The organism is Cupriavidus mimosae (assembly GCF_023952485.1).
GTDB lineage: Bacteria > Pseudomonadota > Gammaproteobacteria > Burkholderiales > Burkholderiaceae > Cupriavidus > Cupriavidus taiwanensis_C.
This window is the reverse complement of the sequence record NZ_JALHRY010000009.1, coordinates 64636-80364: the sequence shown is the minus strand read 5'-3', so window position 1 is coordinate 80364 and position 15729 is coordinate 64636. Positions and strand designations below refer to the sequence as shown.

Below are 15729 nucleotides of genomic sequence, written 5' to 3'. Positions count from 1 at the left end.
GGTGGCCTGAATTGATGTCCTGAATTGACCGTATATATGACATTTGAGACGCGGTCAACGTTGGCTATGATCGACTGGCAGTCCTTGCACCGGCCGGCCGTGGCGAAAACTGCACAGCAATGCACGGCGCACGCGCCGCCTCAGGACCCCCAACCTTCACCGCATTTCGCAACGGGTTTTTCGTATGGACCGTCGATTACTGATACTCGCGCTGGGCATGTTCGCATTGGGCACCGACAACTTCGTCATTGCCGGCATTCTTCCGAGCGTGGCGGCGTCGCTGCATGCCTCGGTCAGCACCGCCGGCCTGATGGTGACGTTTTACGCGTTGACCTACGCGGTAGCCGCGCCCGTGATGGCAGCCGTCGCAGGCGGCTTGCCGCGCAAGCTGCTGCTGGTGGCTGCGCTCGGCATCTTTGTGGTCGGCAATGCCGTCAGCGCGCTCGCCACGGACATGCAATGGGTGCTGATGAGCCGCGCCCTGGCGGGATTCGGCGCGGCGCTGTTCGCCCCGACCGCGTTGGGCGTGGCTTCGGTACTTGCCGATCCGCACAAGCGTGGGCGCGCGCTGGCTGCCGTGACAGCCGGCCTGACCGGAGCCACCGCGTTAGGTTCGCCGATCGGCACGCTGATCGGTGGCTTCGGCGGCTGGAGGACGACACTGTGGTTCGTCACTGCCCTGGGCGTCGCGGCGATGATTGGTGTCTGGGCACTGCTGCCGTCCATCGCGCCGCCGGCACCGGTCCGGTTGCGTGAGCGGCTCGCCCCGTTGCGCGACACGCGCGTCGCGCTGACCTTGATGACCTCGCTGTTCGCGTTCGGCGGCTTCCTGATGGTCTATACGTATGCCGGCGTGGTCCTCGAAGCGGTGACGCTCGGCGATGGCCGCATGCTCGCGGGCATGTTGCTGCTATGGGGCGTCGCCGCCACGGTGGGCAATCTTCTGGCCGGCCGCCTGGTGGACCGGTTCGAGAGCCGCCATATCATCAGCGCGATGCTGTGGGTGGCCATCGTCAATTTCTGCGCGCTGCCATGGACCTCCGCGCATCCGTTCAGTGCGGTCATCGCGCTGGTGGTCTGGGGGCTGTGCGGATGGGGGCTTATCGTGCCGCAACAGCACCGGCTGGTGGAACTGTCGCCGCAGGTGGCACCGCTGCTGCTCGCGCTGAACAATACCGCTACGTATCTCGGCCTTGCGTGCTCGGGCGTGCTTGGCGGGCTCGTGCTCCGGACCTCCGACGCGCAGTACCTTGGCGTGGTCGCGGCCGCGCTCATTGCCCTGGCATTCGGCTTCACCGTGGCGGCGCATCGCCGTAGGCAACGACCCGCTGCTGCCCCGGCGTCAATGGCCGCGCTGGCTGGGCGCGGGCCCCACGGCGCATGACAGTGCCGTCGTGCAAATCAGAATGAAATGCCGTCTAATTGCCTGCATGGTCGGCCTGCCTCGCCCGCGACGTTCCTGTAAAAACAGGCTGCCGTCGCCTAGTATGGATGCGCATGGCACTCGGGCGGGCTGCATTCCACGCGATCTCGACATGGGTTTCCGGCCGTGCGACGACAGTTCATACGGCAGCAGGGGGAATCCTTGGACGAGTCGGCTCCGGACCGGTTTCAGATTCTCGCGCTCTCTGGCGGCGGCTTTCGTGGGCTGTACACGGCCAGGCTGCTTGCCGATTTCGAGGAGGAAATCGGGGCCCCGATTGCGACCCGGTTCGACCTGATCGCCGGCACCTCGATCGGCGGCGTCATTGCGCTGGCCCTGGCGCTGGAGCTGCCGGCAAGCCGCATCGTGGACCTGCTGACGCGGCATGGCGAGCAGATCTTCCAGCGGCGCTGGTCGCTTGCCGGCATCTGGCGCGCGCCGTTCGGCTCGCGCCGGCTGCTGGAACTGTTGTGCGCCGAGCATCTGTTCGGCGAACGCCTGCTCGGCGCCTGCGCGCATCGGGTCGTCATTCCCGCGATCAATTACTCCACCGGGCGGCCGCAGATATTCAAGACGCCGCACCACGTCAATTTCAAGCGCGACCACAAGTTCCGCATCGCGGATATCGCGATGGCCACCAGTGCGGCGCCGGCCTACTTCGCGCGCTACACGTTCAACCACAACCAGTTCGTCGACGGCGGCCTCTACGCCAATGCGCCGGGCCTGCTGGCCGTGCATGAAGCGCAGTATTCCCTGCTGCGTTCGCCCGCCGAGGTGCACGTCATGGCGATCGGCACGATGTCGTCAAAGTTCACCGTGAACCCGCGCCGCAACCGCGAGGGCGGCACCTATGACTGGGGCGGTATCAATCCCGCCAACATGCCGCGGCGATTGTTCGGCCTGTCGATATCGGTCCAGGAAGCGCTGAGCGATTTCATGCTGTCGCACCTGCTGCCGGGACGCTATGTGCTGGTCGACGATGACCTGACCGACCAGCGCGCACGCGCAGTGGGCATGGACCGGGCCGACCATGCGGCCAGGGAGGTGCTGCTGGGCGCGGCCTCGGAGCGGTCCAAGATCTGCATCGGCAGCCGGGAGTTCCAGCCGTTCCTGAGACATCTCGCCCCCGCGCCGACCTTCTTTTACGGTGAGAACGAGAACGCAGGCGCGTTCGCGCGCCGCGGCATCGGCGCCACGGCGCAGGTGCACAGGATCGCGCCGGCCCGATAGGTCCGACTGGCGCCGGCTTATGCGAACGCGTGGAAGGGACGCCGGAAGCCGGCGGGCACGGCGTCCGGCCCGGGGCGGGCCGGCGCGGCGAGCGGCAGGTCCAGCAGCGCGCGCACGTCCCGTTCGATCGTTGCCAGCGATGCCGAGCGGCACAGGGTGCGGGCAAAGCGGGCGTCCAGGCCGGGCGGCAGGCGCAGCCACATATTGTCCGCGATCAGCAGCAGGCGCCGCGGCCGCAGCACCAGGCTGGCCAGCCGCAGCTGGCTCCAGCCTTCGGCCAGCTCCGGCGGCATGCCGAACACCAGCAGCGCCGGCGCCGGCAAGCGCGGGTCGCGCGCCGCCAGCGCCTCGGTCTCCACCGGTTCCACCCGGCCGATGCCCGGCATCTCGCCAAGCAGGCGCGTGATGCCGTGCCGGTACATCGGCATGTCGTCGATGACCACGGCATGTGCCTCGCCGCCGCACTCCAGCACCTGCGCCAGGGCCGGCGTTCCACGGTTAGTCCAGCTCATTGCTTGCTCCGTTTGGTACGGCATTGGCTTGGTGGCCAACGCCTTTCAGCGGAATCAGCAAAGGAGATGCCAACTCCGGCAGGCCCCGGGCGTGCGCTCCCGGTCAGCGCCACGAGCCAGGCGGGCCGCGGGTTTGAGGCAGGGCGGCCCATGCGGACCGGCCCGCGCGCATGGCTTGCATCAGGGCGGCAGGCGTTACGTGTAACGTAACGTGTTACGTGGCCCCGAGCCGCAGGACTGGTCAGCAGCGGTGCCACGTGACACTTGCGTCCGGCAGCGATACGGCCAGCGCCGCCCGGAACCCGGCACCGGCATCCAGGTCCAGGCAGGTCCAGCCGGATATGGGGGTGCCGTGGTGCGACGCCCGCCAATGGCCCGCGCCGCGCCGCCAGTCGTCTTCCGTCGTGTACCCGGTGGGGTCGGCCGAGAAGCCGGTGCCGAGCGCCTTCAGCAGCGCTTCCTTGCGCGTCCAGATGCTTAGCAGCGCGTCGGCCGACGCCGGCCGCGCGCGCGCGAGCACCTGCGCTTCCTGCGCGGAAAATATGCCGCGTCCGAATCCCGGGACCTCCGCTACATTCACGCCACCGGCACGCCGCTCCACGTCCACGCCGAGGCAGCAATCCAGGGCGAAGGCCAGAAGCGCCAGGCCGTCGGTGTGGGACACGCTGAAAGCTAGCCTTGCCTGCGGCCATTGCAGTACCGGCTTGCCGAAGGCCGACATCGTGAAGCGCAGGGCCTCGGGCCGGCAGTGCAGATAGCCGCCGACCAGCCAGCGCAGCAGCCCGCGCCGGGCGATATAGCCATGGCAATGCCTGGCGTGCCGGTAGGCCAGGGCGCGTGCGCGCTCGTCCGGCGCAAGCGTGTGGGCCAGCCGCGTGCAGGCCGGGTCGACCTGCGCGTCCTCCAGCCTCCATACCTGTACCGCGCCGTCCGGCAACGCGAGGCGCTCCGGTTGCGGCAGCACGAGCGGCGCGCTGGTTCCCGCCGCCTGTGCCGCAAGGCCATCATGCTGCATGCCGTACCATGTCCGCGGCGTCACGCGCCCGCCAGCCCTTCGTCCAGGATCGCCGCCACCGCTTGCAGGTTGGGTTCGACGACCAGGTCGAAATGGCTGCAGGGCACCTCGGCGATGGTCAGGCCGCCCAGCGCGACGCGCCGCCACAAGGACAGCGGATCGCCGCGCTGTTGCTGCCTGACCGCGGCGCGCAGATAGAGCACCGGGCCGGCATGGTATGGCCGCGGTCGATACGTCGTCATGGCTCGCACCATGGTCTCGCGCACCTGCCGCAGTGCCGGCGGCAGCGATTCGGTAAACGCGTCGGGCTTGCAGGTGATGCCGCCGCGGCGCATGCCGACACCTTCTGCGGCCCGGCGCAGCGCGTACTTCAGGTAGCGCACGCGCTGTGCCGCCGGCACCGCGCGCAGCTTGCGCAACTGCCAGCCGGGATAGTTCCAGCAGTAGCGCACCCAGGTGCGCCACGGCAGGAAATGCTCGCAGACATAGGTGTCGAGCAGGCACAGCAGTTCCACCTGCTCGCCGGCGCGGGTCAGCTGCTGCGCCATCTCGAACACCACCAGCCCGCCGAACGAGTAACCGGCCAGCGCGTAGGGACCGCTTGGCTGCAGGCTGCGTACCTGTTCGATATAGCTGGCCGCCATGTCCTCGACGCGGCGCTGGGTCGGCTGCTCGCCGTCGAGGCCGCGCGCCTGCAGCCCATAGACCGGGCGCGAGGTGCGCAGCGCGTTGACCATGGCCCAGCACTCCATCACCGAGCCGCTCGCGCCGTGCACCAGGAACAGCGGCGAGCCGGTGCCGCTGCGCACGGGCACCAGGTTGGGCGAAGGCCGCGGGGACGCGGCTTCGTCGATCGCCGCGGCCAGGCCCGCAATAGTGGGCGCGAACAGCAGCGTGGCCAGCGGAATCGTGCGGCCGGTCGACTGGTGCACGTCCGCCAGCAAGCGCGCGGCCAGCAGCGAATGCCCGCCAAGATCGAAAAAGTTGTCGTCGCGGCCGATCGGGGCGAAGTCGAACAAGCGCTCCCACAGGGCTTGCAAATGGCGTTCGAGCTGCTCGCGCGACGTGCCGGGGGCGGGCAGTTCGCGTGCGGCCAGGTTCAGGCCCGGATGATTGCGGATGGCGTCGAGGCAGTCCGGATTGCGCAACGCCGCGGCATTGCCCACCTGCAGTCCGTTGACCGCATTGCGCGCCGCCGCTTCGGAGAACTTGCCGTTATGCGTGACCGGCAGCGCCGGCACGGCCAGGATGCGGTCGGGCACATGGGTTGGCGAGGCGCGGCGCGCGAGGTCGCGGCGCACGCGGGCGGCCAGCGCGCCGGTCAGTGCGACGCCGTCCTGCAACACCAGCAGCAGCACCATGCGCTGGTCGTACCGCTCCGCGTGGGTGCGGTCCGGTGATGCAGTGCGCGCGCGCTGCTCGACCACCATCGCCTCGCGGATCTCGGGAATATCGCGCAGCACCCGGTAGATCTCGCCCGGCCCGACATTGACGCCGCGCACATTGAGCACGCCGTCGGACCGGCCATGCAGCCGCGCCGTGCCTTCGGGCGGAAACTCGATCCGGTCGCCGTGGGTCCAGACTCCCGCATTGGCTGAAAAGTAGGCCTTGTGGAAGCCCTTGCCGTCCGCGTCGCCATAGAAGCCCAGCGGCCGCGACGGGAACGGATTGGCGCACACCAGCTCGCCGATGCCGCTGGTGGGCGCGCCGTGCTCCCACGCCTGCACATCGAGCGCCAGGCTCTTGCACTGCGCTTCGCCCGCATAGACCGGCAGGTTCGGATTGCCCAGCACGAAGCAGCCGAGGATGTCGGTGCCGCCGGAGATCGACTGCAGCGGCAGCGGCTTGACGTGATCGCGCACCCATTCGAACTGTGCGTCGAACAGCACCGAGCCGGTCGACATCATCGCGCGCAGTGCACCCAGGTCGAACTGCCGGCCGGGCACCAGGCCGGCGTCCTCGCACATCTTCAGGTAGGCGGGACTGGTGCCGAACACCGTGACGCGCTCGTCCGCGACCAGGCGCCACAACGTGTCGACCGTGGCGATCGGGCCGTCATAGGTCACGATCTCGGTCCCGGACGCCAGCGCCGACAGTTGCCAGTTCCACATCATCCATGCGCAGGTGGTGTGGAAGTACATGCGGTCGCCGGGGCGCAGGTCGGAGTGCAGCCGGTGCTCCTTCAGGTGTTCCAGCAGGGTGCCGCCGGCGCCGTGCACGATGCACTTGGGCTTGCCGGTGGTGCCCGACGAAAACATGATGAAGAGCGGATGGTTGAACGGAAAGCGCTGGAAGGAAAACTGCTCCGCATCGCCACGGCCGATCAGGTCCGCCAGCGCATGGACCGGCAGGCTGACGGTGTCCGGCAAGGCGCCGTCGTCGAGCTGGATGATGCCCTGCAGCGAAGGCAGCGCGCCGGCCAGGCCGGCGACGTTGTCCGCCAGCGGGACGCCGGTGTCGAAGGCGCGCTGCGCGGTGTGCGCCAGCAGCAGCCGCGGCGCCAGCGGCGCGAAGCGATCGAGCAGGGTCTCGACGCTCATCTCGGCCGCGGCCGTGGACAGCGTGGCGCCGAGCGCGGTCACCGCCAGCGCGGCGACGATGGCCTCGGCGTCGTTGCGCATCACGCCTACCACGCGGTCGCCTTCTCGCAACCCCAGCTGCGCCAAGGCATGTGCCGCGCGCGCGACGCGCTCGCGCAGTTCGCCCCGGGTCAGGCGTTCACGCCGGCCATCGGCGTGGCAGGCGGTCAGCGCCGGTGCTTCTGGGCCCGCGACTTCCAGCCCGAGCAGGTTGTCGGCATAGTTCAGCAGCAGGTTCGGGAAGAAGCGGGCATGCTCGCAATCGTCGCCGACGCAGACCGGCTCGGGGCTGCCTGACCACGCCAGCCCCTGCGACCACTGCAGGAAGCAGCGCCAGAACGCCCGGTACTCCCTGACCGAGTATTCGTGCAACGCGCCGTAGCGGTGGAACGACCGTCCGGCGCACGCCTGCAGGACCGCTGTAAACGCGGTCATCTGCGACGCCACGGCACGCTCGGGCGAGCTGACGTAAATGGGAGTGCGACCCTGGTTGACGCTCGGGCAGAACGAGGCGTCCAACAAGTAAAATCGATCCATCCGATGCTCCTGAGAGACCGGTGCACGCCATTCGAAAGTGACGGCGTGTTCTTAGACGGAGATTAGTGCCTGCCAGATTTTGGTCTGTGCGTCATCGCACGCATGACCGGCAGGCTTGGTGCCCGGCAGGCTGCCAGCGCCGCAGCAGGCGTCCCGGCGCTGCGTTCAGGATCGTCCGCACTGGCCCCCGTATCAGCGGATGCCTTGCCTCCGCCACGAGAAGGAGTTCATTCCAGCCCCGTTGCGTGTGATGAATCCGATACCGGATAGTGCAGGGCAACCCGGATCGCCATCGCACTTCGCTGCCGTGACTACCGGGCAAGCGGGTTTTGTCGCTGTGGTAAGGTTGGTGAATGGTTTCAACGGCATCCATGGACGAGACGCAGGCGGCACCCGGGTGGTGCCAGGAGAGTCAGGCAGCGTGAGTAAAGGGAAGGAAGCGCCGCGGCCCGCACGGCGGACCGACCAGGTCTCGCTCAGCAGGGCCTTGCGCCTGAGCGTGCCGGCGGAAGCCAGGCCCGCGCCGGTCAACCGCAGGGACTGGCTGCGGCAGCGCAAGGAAGAACTGCAGGCGGCCCGTGCCGCCGCCAGGCAAAGGCGCAACCTGCTGCGGGCCGAGATCCTGTCGGCCGCGCAGGATATTGCCCGCGAGGAACGCACCGCGGCGCGGCTGGAGTCGGAACGGCTGAAGGCGCAAGCCAAGTCCGAACGGACTTACGCGCGCGAAGACGAACGCGCCGCCGCCAAATTCGAGCGCGGGCAGTCGAAGCGCCCGGCGGCCCGGACCAAAACGCTGGCCAAGGAAAAAAGCAAGCTGGTTTCTTACGCCGACCTGTTGCGGATGCGCAAGTAATCGGCCTGGCTAGCGAATCCGGTCGAAACCGCTGGCGGCCCAGCGCTCCGCGCTGTCGCGCGTCAGCCGGAAGTCAGGCCGCACCTTGATGGTGGCCAGCACCTCGCCGAAGGCATCCTCGGCGCTCAGCGTGCCGAAGGGCTCGAACTCGTCGGGCGTGATCGCCAGCTTCACGGTCACGCTGCCGGCTTCGGCGTCGATGCTGACCTGCTTGTTCAGCTGCGCGTGCAGCTGCTGCTCATGGCGCCGGATCACTTCCGAGGCGGTCTTGACCAGGGTCTGGTGCGCGGTGGCGTCGAGCGGCTTGGGGTCGACCTTGTTGCGTCCCATGGTCCAGGGGCCGACCAGTGCCGGCTCGGCGCTGCCGTCGCGGATCATCTCGACCGCCCAGCCTTCACCATCCTCGTTCTTGATCACGCGGGCGGTCCAGCCCTTGTCGCGCCACAGGCGCGGTTCGTGGATGGCTGAGGCTTCGTGCTCGGGCGGCGCGTCTTCGGTGTGTGGCATCAATCTCGTGGTACGGGTCGGGGAACCCGCGAGAATACTATAGGGCCCGGCAGCACGCCCCGGGCGACCTTCGCAGCGGCCCTCACGACCGCGTAAACAACGCCTTCCTGATGATGGCATGCACGCCCCAGTTGCCGTTCACTACCTGCGTGATGCCGAAATCCACCGCCACCGAGATCAGCGTCACCGCCTCGTCCTCGCTCAGCCCCTTGACGGTCATCAGGAAGCGCCGCGTCTTGCGGAACGCATCGCGCATGGCGTCGTCGAGCGTGGACTTCAGGTAGATGTGGCTCTGCGCCATCTGGCCCAGCTCGGTCAGGTGGTTGGGCGAACTGAAGCCATGCAGGATCCATTCGTCGGCGGTTTCCACCAGCGGATAGCTCAGGTCCGCGAACGGCGCGCCGCGTTCGATCATGGTGCTCTTGTGCAGGATCAGCTGGAAGTCACCGGTCAGCGAGCATTCGATGGCGGTGCCGCACAGTTCGGAATCGCCCTGCGAGGCATGCGGATCGCCGATCGACAGCAGCGCGCCCGGCACCGCCACCTTCAGGTACACGCTGGCGCCGCGCGTGACGCGCCAGTTGTCGAGGTTGCCGGCGAAGCTCGATGGCGGGATCGAGTCGATCAGGCCGTCCTGCGCGGGCGCGACCGCGATCACGCCGAAGTGCGGCCGGATCGGGATCTCGATATCGCGCAGCACGTCGTGGTTCTTGACGATGGTGTCGTGGTCGACCGGGACGCCGGGATAGTCGATGGTGGGATGCAGCACGCCGAACGGATCGCGCTGCGGCGTCCAGCGGAAGCTGTAGACGGCGCGGGCGCAGCCGTCGGCGCGTTCGCAGTCGATCTCGAACACCGTCACCACTTCGCGCTCGCGCGGCTCGGTCAGCATGTCGCGGTAGTGGAAACCCCACCACGTGGCGGCATTGCTGCCGAAGGCGCGGCCGGCGAAGCGGGGGTTGGCGCACGGGCGCGGGCGCACGTCCAGGATGCGCACCTCCAGCACGTCGCCGGGCATGGCACCGCGCACCGCGACCGGACCGGTGCAGATATGCACGCCGAAACCCTCGCCGGCACCGCGCCCGTAGACCGACGCGTCAATGGGACCGGCGCCGCGGCGGTCGACATTCTTCTGCTCGGCGGTCCAGTGGAACACGCTTTCGGCGCCGGGATCACCGTCGATCATGCGCTCGCGGTCGTCGGAGGCGTGCTGGGTCAGCGTTTCGATGGTGACGGTGTCGCCCGACATCACTTCCAGCACGGGCGGCAGTTCGTGGCTCAGGTAGCCCCAGTGCACGGTCTTGTCGGTGGCCTGCAGCCAGTGGTGCCGGCCTTCCGGACGCGCCGCGTGCGAGCGGGCCTGGGTGATGGGGACCACGGACGGCGCGGGCAGCGCGCGTGCGCGCGCACCGTCGTTGGCCGGGACGCGCGGTTGCACGGGACCACGTCTGGCATCGGCCGGCAGCCCGCGCGACACGTTCAGCGGCGGGCGCTGCGCGGGCGTGCCCGCGGCTTGCCCGCGGTAGGCGCGCGGCGAGATCCCGAACTGCTCGCGAAACGCATGGCTGAAGTGCGAAGGATCGTTGAAGCCCCAGCGATAGCAGATGTCGGAGACCGACAGCTTGTCGTACTGCGCATTGGCCAGGTCGGCGCGGCACCGCTCCAGCCGGCTGGTGCGCAGGTAGGCCGAAAAGCTGCTGCCGGACTTCTCGAACAGCTTCTGCAGGTAGCGGGCCGACATGTGTTCGTCGGCGGCGATGGCGGCGAGGCTCAGCTCGGGTTCGGCCAGGCGCGCGTCGATGCGGCTGCAGACCCGCGCGAATACCGCCGCGCGCGACGGCGTCATGTCCGGCGGCGCGCTGGGCTGGTTGTCCGCCAGGGCTGCCCCCAGACAGGCGACGATGGTGCTGTCGAAGGGCTGCACCGCCCGGTCATCGGCGGACACCAGGGTGTCGATGCTGGCCGCCATCGACTGCAGCAGGCGCGCGAACAGTTCCGCCGCGTCGCCGCCCAGCACCAGCGCGGAGCGTGGCAACGGCGCCGTGATGCGCGCATTCAGCAAGGCTTGGCCGATATGCACGATCAGCAGGCGGAAGCCGGTGATCAGCGCCACCTTGCGCGCCGCGTGCTCGGGCACGCACAGCACCTGGCCGGGGCGCAAGGGCTCGCGCAGGTCCGGGGTGGCGAGGTGCGCTTCGCCCTCGGTCAGCATCAGCAGCATCAGGCCGCGGCCGTCGCCGGCGGTGATGGCCAGCGTCTGCGGAACCGACGCGATGCAGGTCAGCCCGATGCCGGCGGGCGTGGTGCGCGACTGGATCGTGCCGTGCAGGGTGTGGTCCGCGCACAGGCTCTCGCACTGCAGGCGCGCGGCCCTGAGCTCGTCGCGCCATGCGGCGCCGCGCCGGTTGCGTGGATACGCTTCGGTGGAAAAACGCTGTAGATGCAATGGAGCCTCCCTGGCGTCTGACTGCCACAGCGCCGGCGCGGCGGACATGGCGGTCCGCCGCGCCGGCGCAACGTTGCTGGCGAAGGCCCGGCGATGCCTTAGCCAATCAGCAGCTGCCCCCGCATCGCGGCTACCAGGACAAAGCCGGCGAAGGTGCCGAAGATGGCGAAGATGCCGCCCAGCACGTTCGGGGCCGGTATCGGCGCCCGTACCGCAGTGTAAAGAAGACCGGTCACCAGGCCAACGGCCGCGGCCTGCAGTTCGGTACTGCCCAATGCAATTTCCACCATGTCATTCCCCCAACGCATGAGTTGCGATGATTCAGTGGCTGGCCGGCGGTCGCCCGAAGGCGATGGTCCGGCGCCATGCGTGCACGATCAGGTAGCCGATGTAGGTGAACAGGATCGCGCAGATCCCGCCGGTGACATTCGGCGCGGGAATCGGCAGGTTGAGCCAGGAATACAGGGTGCCGGTAACCAGCCCGACCACCAGCGCCACCAGTTCGTTGCGGCCTATGTAGACGTATTGCATGCGCGTTCTCCGTGGCTGTCGCCGGTTCAGCCCTTGGCCTTGGGCGGGAAGATGGTGCGCGGCATGGTGCAGTGGATGCCCTGGGTGCCATCGACCACCTGGGTCACGCCGAAGTCCGCCGACACGCTCATCAGCGAGTAGGCATCGTCGCGCGACAGCCCCTGTTGCTCGGTCAGCAGATGGATCATGTCGCGGGCCGCGTTCTTGCCGGCTTCATCGAGGTCCTCGTGGAAGCCGTGCACCACCCAGCAGTCCGGCGTTTCCAGCAGCGGCGAGGGGAAATGGAAGTCCTTGCGCAGCACGATCTGGAACAGCACGTTGAGCGAGGCCTCGATCGCGGTGCCGCTGACTTCGCCGTCGCCCTGCGAGATATGCGGGTCGCCGATCGAGAACAGCGCACCGTCGACCTGCACCGGGTAGTACATGGTGGCGCCCGCGCCGATGCGCCAGTTGTCGATATTGCCGCCATGCAGCCCCGGCTCGACCGTGGTGACGCGGCCGCGCGCGTCGGGCGCGACGCCGGCGGTGCCAAGGTGCGGCCGCACCGGAACACGCACGCCGGCCAGCGCCGGCTGGCGGCAGCATTCGCGCTCGTCGACCACCTTGCCGGGGATGGTCAGCTTGCCGGGATAGTCGTAGGCGTAGAGCGCATGCGCGGTATTGGAGGCCTGGTCCAGCTCATAGATGGTGACCCGTTCCTTCTCGAACTCCTTGTACAGCTGGCCCCAGTTGGCGGCGACATTGGCGCCGAAGCGGAAGCGCGGAATCATCTGCAGGTAGCGCACCTCGAGCACGTCGCCCGGCCTGGCGTCTTCGACATAGATCGGTCCGGTCATGATGTGCACGCCCGGATGGCGGTCGTCGTGCGGGATCTTGCGGTAGATCTCGCGGATGGCGTCGTCCATCATCAGGTCGGGGGCGTCGCCGGCGTGGTGGGTCACCGCTTCGGCGCGGATCAGGTCGCCGCTCTTCACGGTCAGCGCGGGCGCCTGGGTGGCATCGAAGTAGCCCCAGTGGATGGTCTCGGGGCGGGCGGGCAGGTCGTGCAGCATGGTTGTCTCCTTGGTTCTCTTTTCCGCCGTATCCGCGACCGCAGCCGCAGCCGTTCAGCGGGTGAGCGGCTGGCTTCGACGAGGTGGTCAGGGATGCGGGCGATGCGTGGCAGGCAGGTCTTGCCTGTTCCCGCTGGCGGGGCTTGCGTCGCCGCGGTGAGTCAATACTAGGGATGGCGCGGGCCCGGGCAGTAGGGCGATTCCCCCCAAACTCTTGTGTTGCCGCGCACTAAGGTAAACCCGCTGTACGCCGCCGCCATCTGGCTGGCTGCGGCGGAGTGTTAATTTTTGGTTGACACCGTGTCAATGATCCATGGAATTGTCGACCAGGCCTTGACAGTGCAAAATCCGGGCGAAGCCCGGGCCGATCCATCGCAAGCCCGGGAGAAACACACATAAGGAGATCGCCGCATGGCTGACACCAATCAATCCCCGCGCCTGCCGCTGGCTGGCGTGCGCGTGCTGGACCTGTCCCGCGTGCTGGCCGGACCGATGTGCACGCAGGCGCTGGGCGACCTGGGCGCGGAGGTGATCAAGGTCGAACACCCGGGCCGCGGCGACGATACGCGCGATTGGGGCCTGCGCGTGGGCACGCGCAACACGGCCTACTTCAACAGCGCCAACCGCAACAAGCAGTCCATCGGCATCGACCTGCAGCAGCCCGAAGGCCAGCGCATCGTGCGCGAACTCGCGGCGAAGTGCGACGTGCTGGTGCAGAACTTCAAGTTCGGCGGCATCGACAAGATGGGGCTGGGCTACGAGGCGCTGAAGGCGATCAACCCGGGGCTGGTGTATTGCTCGATCACCGGCTACCGCAGCAACGGCCCCGAGGCGACCCGCCCCGGCTATGACCTGGTGGTGCAGGGCGAGGCCGGCCTGATGGCGCTGAATGGCGAGGAAGGGCAGGGACCGCTGAAGTTCGGCACGGCGGTGGTGGACATGTTCACCGGCATGTATTCGGCGCAGGCCGTGCTGGCTGCGCTGTATGACCGCCAGCGCACCGGCCAGGGGCGCCACGTGGAAATGGCGCTGTACGACTGCGGCCTGATGATCACGGCCTACTATGGCCTGGAGGCACTGCTGATGGGCGAGGACCCGCCCAAATACGGCAACGCCCATCCGTCGATCGTGCCCTACGGCGTGTTCGATGCGGCCGATGGCCCGCTGGTGATCACAGTTGGCAACAACGCGCAGTTCCAGCGCTTCTGCACCGAGGTGATCGAGCGCCCGGACCTGGCCGCCGACGAGCGCTTCGCCACCAACACCGGCCGCTCGGCCAACCGCCAGGCGCTGCTGCCGGAACTGCGCGCCGAACTGGCACGCCGCCCGCGCGAGCTGCTGCTGGCGCGCCTGAGCGCCGCCGGCATTCCGTGCGGCGAGGTGCTGGGGCTGCTCGAGGCGCTGCGCTCGCGGCGCTCGGCCGAAGCCGGCCTGCTGGCCGAACTGCCCAATCCGGAAACCGGTCGTGTGGAAGTGCTGGCGCCGCCGTACCGGCTCGACGGCGAACGGCTGCCGGTGCGCGCCGCGCCGCCGCTGCTGTCGCAGGATACGGAGCGCGTGCTGGGCGACCTGCTCGGCATGGATGCGGGGCAGGTGGCCGCGCTCAAGGCTGCCGGCGTGGTGTAAGGGCCGGCGCAAGCCGCGCCGGTGGCTGCCCGGCGCGGGCTACGACGCGTCAGGCTGCTGCGGCTCCGGCCACTTGCCCTTGCGCGGGAAGCGCATGTCGAACTCCGTGAACACGTGTTCCTCGGAGCGGCAACTGATGCCCGCGCCCCAGCTGCCCAGCACCTTCTGGCAGAACGCCAGCCCGATGCCGGTGCCGCGGTGCGCGGGGTAGGAGAAGAAGGGCTGGAACATCCGCGCCAGCACCTGCGGCGGCACACCGGTGGCGGTGTCGCGGAACACCACGTGGACCGCGTCGGACTCGACCTCGCAGCGGATATGGATGGTGCCCTTGCCGGCGCGCCGGATCGCTTCCAGCGCGTTCTTAAGCAGGTTGGTCGTGACCAGGCCGAACAGCTGCGCGTTGCCCATTACGTAGGCGCGGCCGGGCAGGTCGACCGTGACCCGTTCCATGTCGCCCGGTTCGAACGGAAAGCGGCCGACGGCGTCGCGGATCACCTCGCCCACTTCGAACAGTGCCTGCGTGGCGTTTTCCGGGTTCTTGGAGTTGGCCACCAGCAGCTCGATGCTGTTGCTGATATGGGCCAGGTCTGATTCCATGCGGGCCACGGCCTGCATCAGGCCGTCGCGCTGCGGCGTGTCCTGGTCCAGCGCCGCCGGCAGCCTGGCCTTCAGGCCGCGCGCGGTCATGGCCAGGCTGGTCAGCGGCGTGCGCAGCTCATGCGCGACGGTGGCCAGCGCGGCGGCCATGCCGCGCCGCTTCTGCTCGGCCAGCAGCTGGCGGTCCATCTTGATCACCACCAGCACCGCGATCACGAAGCCGATCACCGGCAACTGCAGCAGCACCGGCTCCCACGGGATGCCGCCCATGGAATTGCCCGCCAGCACGAACAGCGCAATCGCCGCCGCGGCGCCCGAGAACAGGGCGATGGTGGCGAAGGCGGTGTTGAAGTGATACAGGATCACCACGGCGATGATCACCGATTCGGCCCACACCATCGAGCCGCCGTTCTCCAGGTAGAAAAAGATAAAGGCGAACGGCAGACCTATCGTGATGGCAAAGAGCGCATAGGGCGGCAGCCAGCGCCGGCCCGAGAACGCCGAGGCGAACAGCAGCGGCACGAACAGCGCGGTGCAGGCCAGCCGCAGCCACAGGTTTTCATACGGCTGCGGGAACACATAGGACCAGATCACGTAGTACAGCGGATGCCCCACCACGCCAAGCGCGCCCACCATCTGGATCCGGCGCAGGCGGATGACGCTCTCTTCGTCCAGCAGCGTGGCCCGCGCGGCGGTCTCGAATACGGCCTGCCATGCCTGGCGCGCCAGCCCGGCAAGGGTCGGGCGGCTGTCCTCCGCTTGCGCTACCTTTGCATCCATCTCCAGGACTACTCCTCGCGGATGCCTGCGATCGGCCCGCT

Annotated in this window: 13 protein-coding genes; 4 read left to right on the top strand and 9 right to left on the bottom strand. The window is 68.4% G+C overall.

Going from position 1 to position 15729, the window contains the following annotated elements:
* Positions 1-184: 184 nt before the first annotated feature.
* Both MKD50_RS17775 and MKD50_RS17770 read left to right on the top strand, forming a co-directional pair.
* Entirely contained in the window at positions 185-1384 is a 1200-nt protein-coding gene (locus MKD50_RS17775; RefSeq protein WP_252667980.1) for an MFS transporter, read from the top strand.
* Positions 1385-1585: 201 nt separating this feature from the next.
* On the top strand, positions 1586-2653 hold the full coding sequence (locus MKD50_RS17770) for a CBASS cGAMP-activated phospholipase (RefSeq protein WP_252667978.1): 1068 nt from the start codon (positions 1586-1588) through the stop codon (positions 2651-2653).
* A 17-nt stretch (positions 2654-2670) separates the two neighbouring features.
* Here MKD50_RS17770 and MKD50_RS17765 read toward each other — a convergent pair whose 3' ends face one another.
* From MKD50_RS17765 to MKD50_RS17755, 3 genes are all read right to left on the bottom strand, one after another.
* Positions 2671-3165, bottom strand: coding sequence for a helix-turn-helix domain-containing protein (locus tag MKD50_RS17765; protein ID WP_240071579.1), 495 nt, complete (start codon positions 3163-3165; stop codon positions 2671-2673).
* A gap of 241 nt (positions 3166-3406) precedes the next feature.
* On the bottom strand, positions 3407-4180 hold the full coding sequence (locus tag MKD50_RS17760; protein WP_252667976.1) for a 4'-phosphopantetheinyl transferase family protein: 774 nt from the start codon (positions 4178-4180) through the stop codon (positions 3407-3409).
* A 20-nt stretch (positions 4181-4200) separates the two neighbouring features.
* The gene (locus MKD50_RS17755; RefSeq protein ID WP_252667975.1) at positions 4201-7296 is read right to left on the bottom strand and encodes an acetoacetate--CoA ligase; all 3096 of its coding nucleotides are present in this window, start codon (positions 7294-7296) and stop codon (positions 4201-4203) included.
* Positions 7297-7717: 421 nt separating this feature from the next.
* Between MKD50_RS17755 and MKD50_RS17750 the strand changes: the two genes are divergently transcribed.
* Positions 7718-8149, top strand: a complete 432-nt coding sequence (locus MKD50_RS17750; RefSeq protein WP_252667973.1) for a hypothetical protein — start codon at positions 7718-7720, stop codon at positions 8147-8149.
* Between the two features lie 9 nt (positions 8150-8158).
* Here the strand turns inward: MKD50_RS17750 and MKD50_RS17745 are convergent, their stop codons facing one another.
* From MKD50_RS17745 to MKD50_RS17725, 5 genes are all read right to left on the bottom strand, one after another.
* Positions 8159-8656 (bottom strand): hypothetical protein, encoded by a 498-nt coding sequence (locus MKD50_RS17745; protein WP_252667971.1) that lies wholly within the window; start codon positions 8654-8656, stop codon positions 8159-8161.
* Positions 8657-8738: 82 nt separating this feature from the next.
* Positions 8739-11102, bottom strand: coding sequence for an acetamidase/formamidase family protein (locus MKD50_RS17740; RefSeq protein ID WP_371925366.1), 2364 nt, complete (start codon positions 11100-11102; stop codon positions 8739-8741).
* A gap of 98 nt (positions 11103-11200) precedes the next feature.
* A complete protein-coding gene (locus MKD50_RS17735) occupies positions 11201-11392 on the bottom strand; it encodes a DUF1427 family protein (protein ID WP_012355164.1) in 192 nt (63 codons plus the stop codon).
* A gap of 31 nt (positions 11393-11423) precedes the next feature.
* Positions 11424-11633: a XapX domain-containing protein gene (locus MKD50_RS17730; RefSeq protein ID WP_092312193.1), complete on the bottom strand. Its 210-nt coding sequence runs from the start codon at positions 11631-11633 to the stop codon at positions 11424-11426.
* A 26-nt stretch (positions 11634-11659) separates the two neighbouring features.
* Entirely contained in the window at positions 11660-12685 is a 1026-nt protein-coding gene (locus MKD50_RS17725) for an acetamidase/formamidase family protein (RefSeq protein ID WP_115699636.1), read from the bottom strand.
* Positions 12686-13096: 411 nt separating this feature from the next.
* Between MKD50_RS17725 and MKD50_RS17720 the strand changes: the two genes are divergently transcribed.
* The gene (locus MKD50_RS17720) at positions 13097-14311 is read left to right on the top strand and encodes a CaiB/BaiF CoA transferase family protein (protein ID WP_240071584.1); all 1215 of its coding nucleotides are present in this window, start codon (positions 13097-13099) and stop codon (positions 14309-14311) included.
* A gap of 39 nt (positions 14312-14350) precedes the next feature.
* On the opposite strand, the gene MKD50_RS17715 is transcribed toward MKD50_RS17720, so the two are convergent.
* The gene (locus MKD50_RS17715; RefSeq protein ID WP_252667969.1) at positions 14351-15688 is read right to left on the bottom strand and encodes a sensor histidine kinase; all 1338 of its coding nucleotides are present in this window, start codon (positions 15686-15688) and stop codon (positions 14351-14353) included.
* Positions 15689-15729 lie beyond the last annotated feature (41 nt).

Coding starts and splice junctions, on each gene's coding strand:
- MKD50_RS17775 (WP_252667980.1), top strand. CDS start 185: ATGGACCGTCGATTACTGATACTCGCGCTGGGCATGTTCGCATTGGGC.
- MKD50_RS17765 (WP_240071579.1), bottom strand. CDS start 3,165: ATGAGCTGGACTAACCGTGGAACGCCGGCCCTGGCGCAGGTGCTGGAG.
- MKD50_RS17760 (WP_252667976.1), bottom strand. CDS start 4,180: ATGCAGCATGATGGCCTTGCGGCACAGGCGGCGGGAACCAGCGCGCCG.
- MKD50_RS17755 (WP_252667975.1), bottom strand. CDS start 7,296: ATGGATCGATTTTACTTGTTGGACGCCTCGTTCTGCCCGAGCGTCAAC.
- MKD50_RS17745 (WP_252667971.1), bottom strand. CDS start 8,656: ATGCCACACACCGAAGACGCGCCGCCCGAGCACGAAGCCTCAGCCATC.
- MKD50_RS17735 (WP_012355164.1), bottom strand. CDS start 11,392: ATGGTGGAAATTGCATTGGGCAGTACCGAACTGCAGGCCGCGGCCGTT.
- MKD50_RS17730 (WP_092312193.1), bottom strand. CDS start 11,633: ATGCAATACGTCTACATAGGCCGCAACGAACTGGTGGCGCTGGTGGTC.
- MKD50_RS17725 (WP_115699636.1), bottom strand. CDS start 12,685: ATGCTGCACGACCTGCCCGCCCGCCCCGAGACCATCCACTGGGGCTAC.
- MKD50_RS17720 (WP_240071584.1), top strand. CDS start 13,097: ATGGCTGACACCAATCAATCCCCGCGCCTGCCGCTGGCTGGCGTGCGC.
- MKD50_RS17715 (WP_252667969.1), bottom strand. CDS start 15,688: ATGGATGCAAAGGTAGCGCAAGCGGAGGACAGCCGCCCGACCCTTGCC.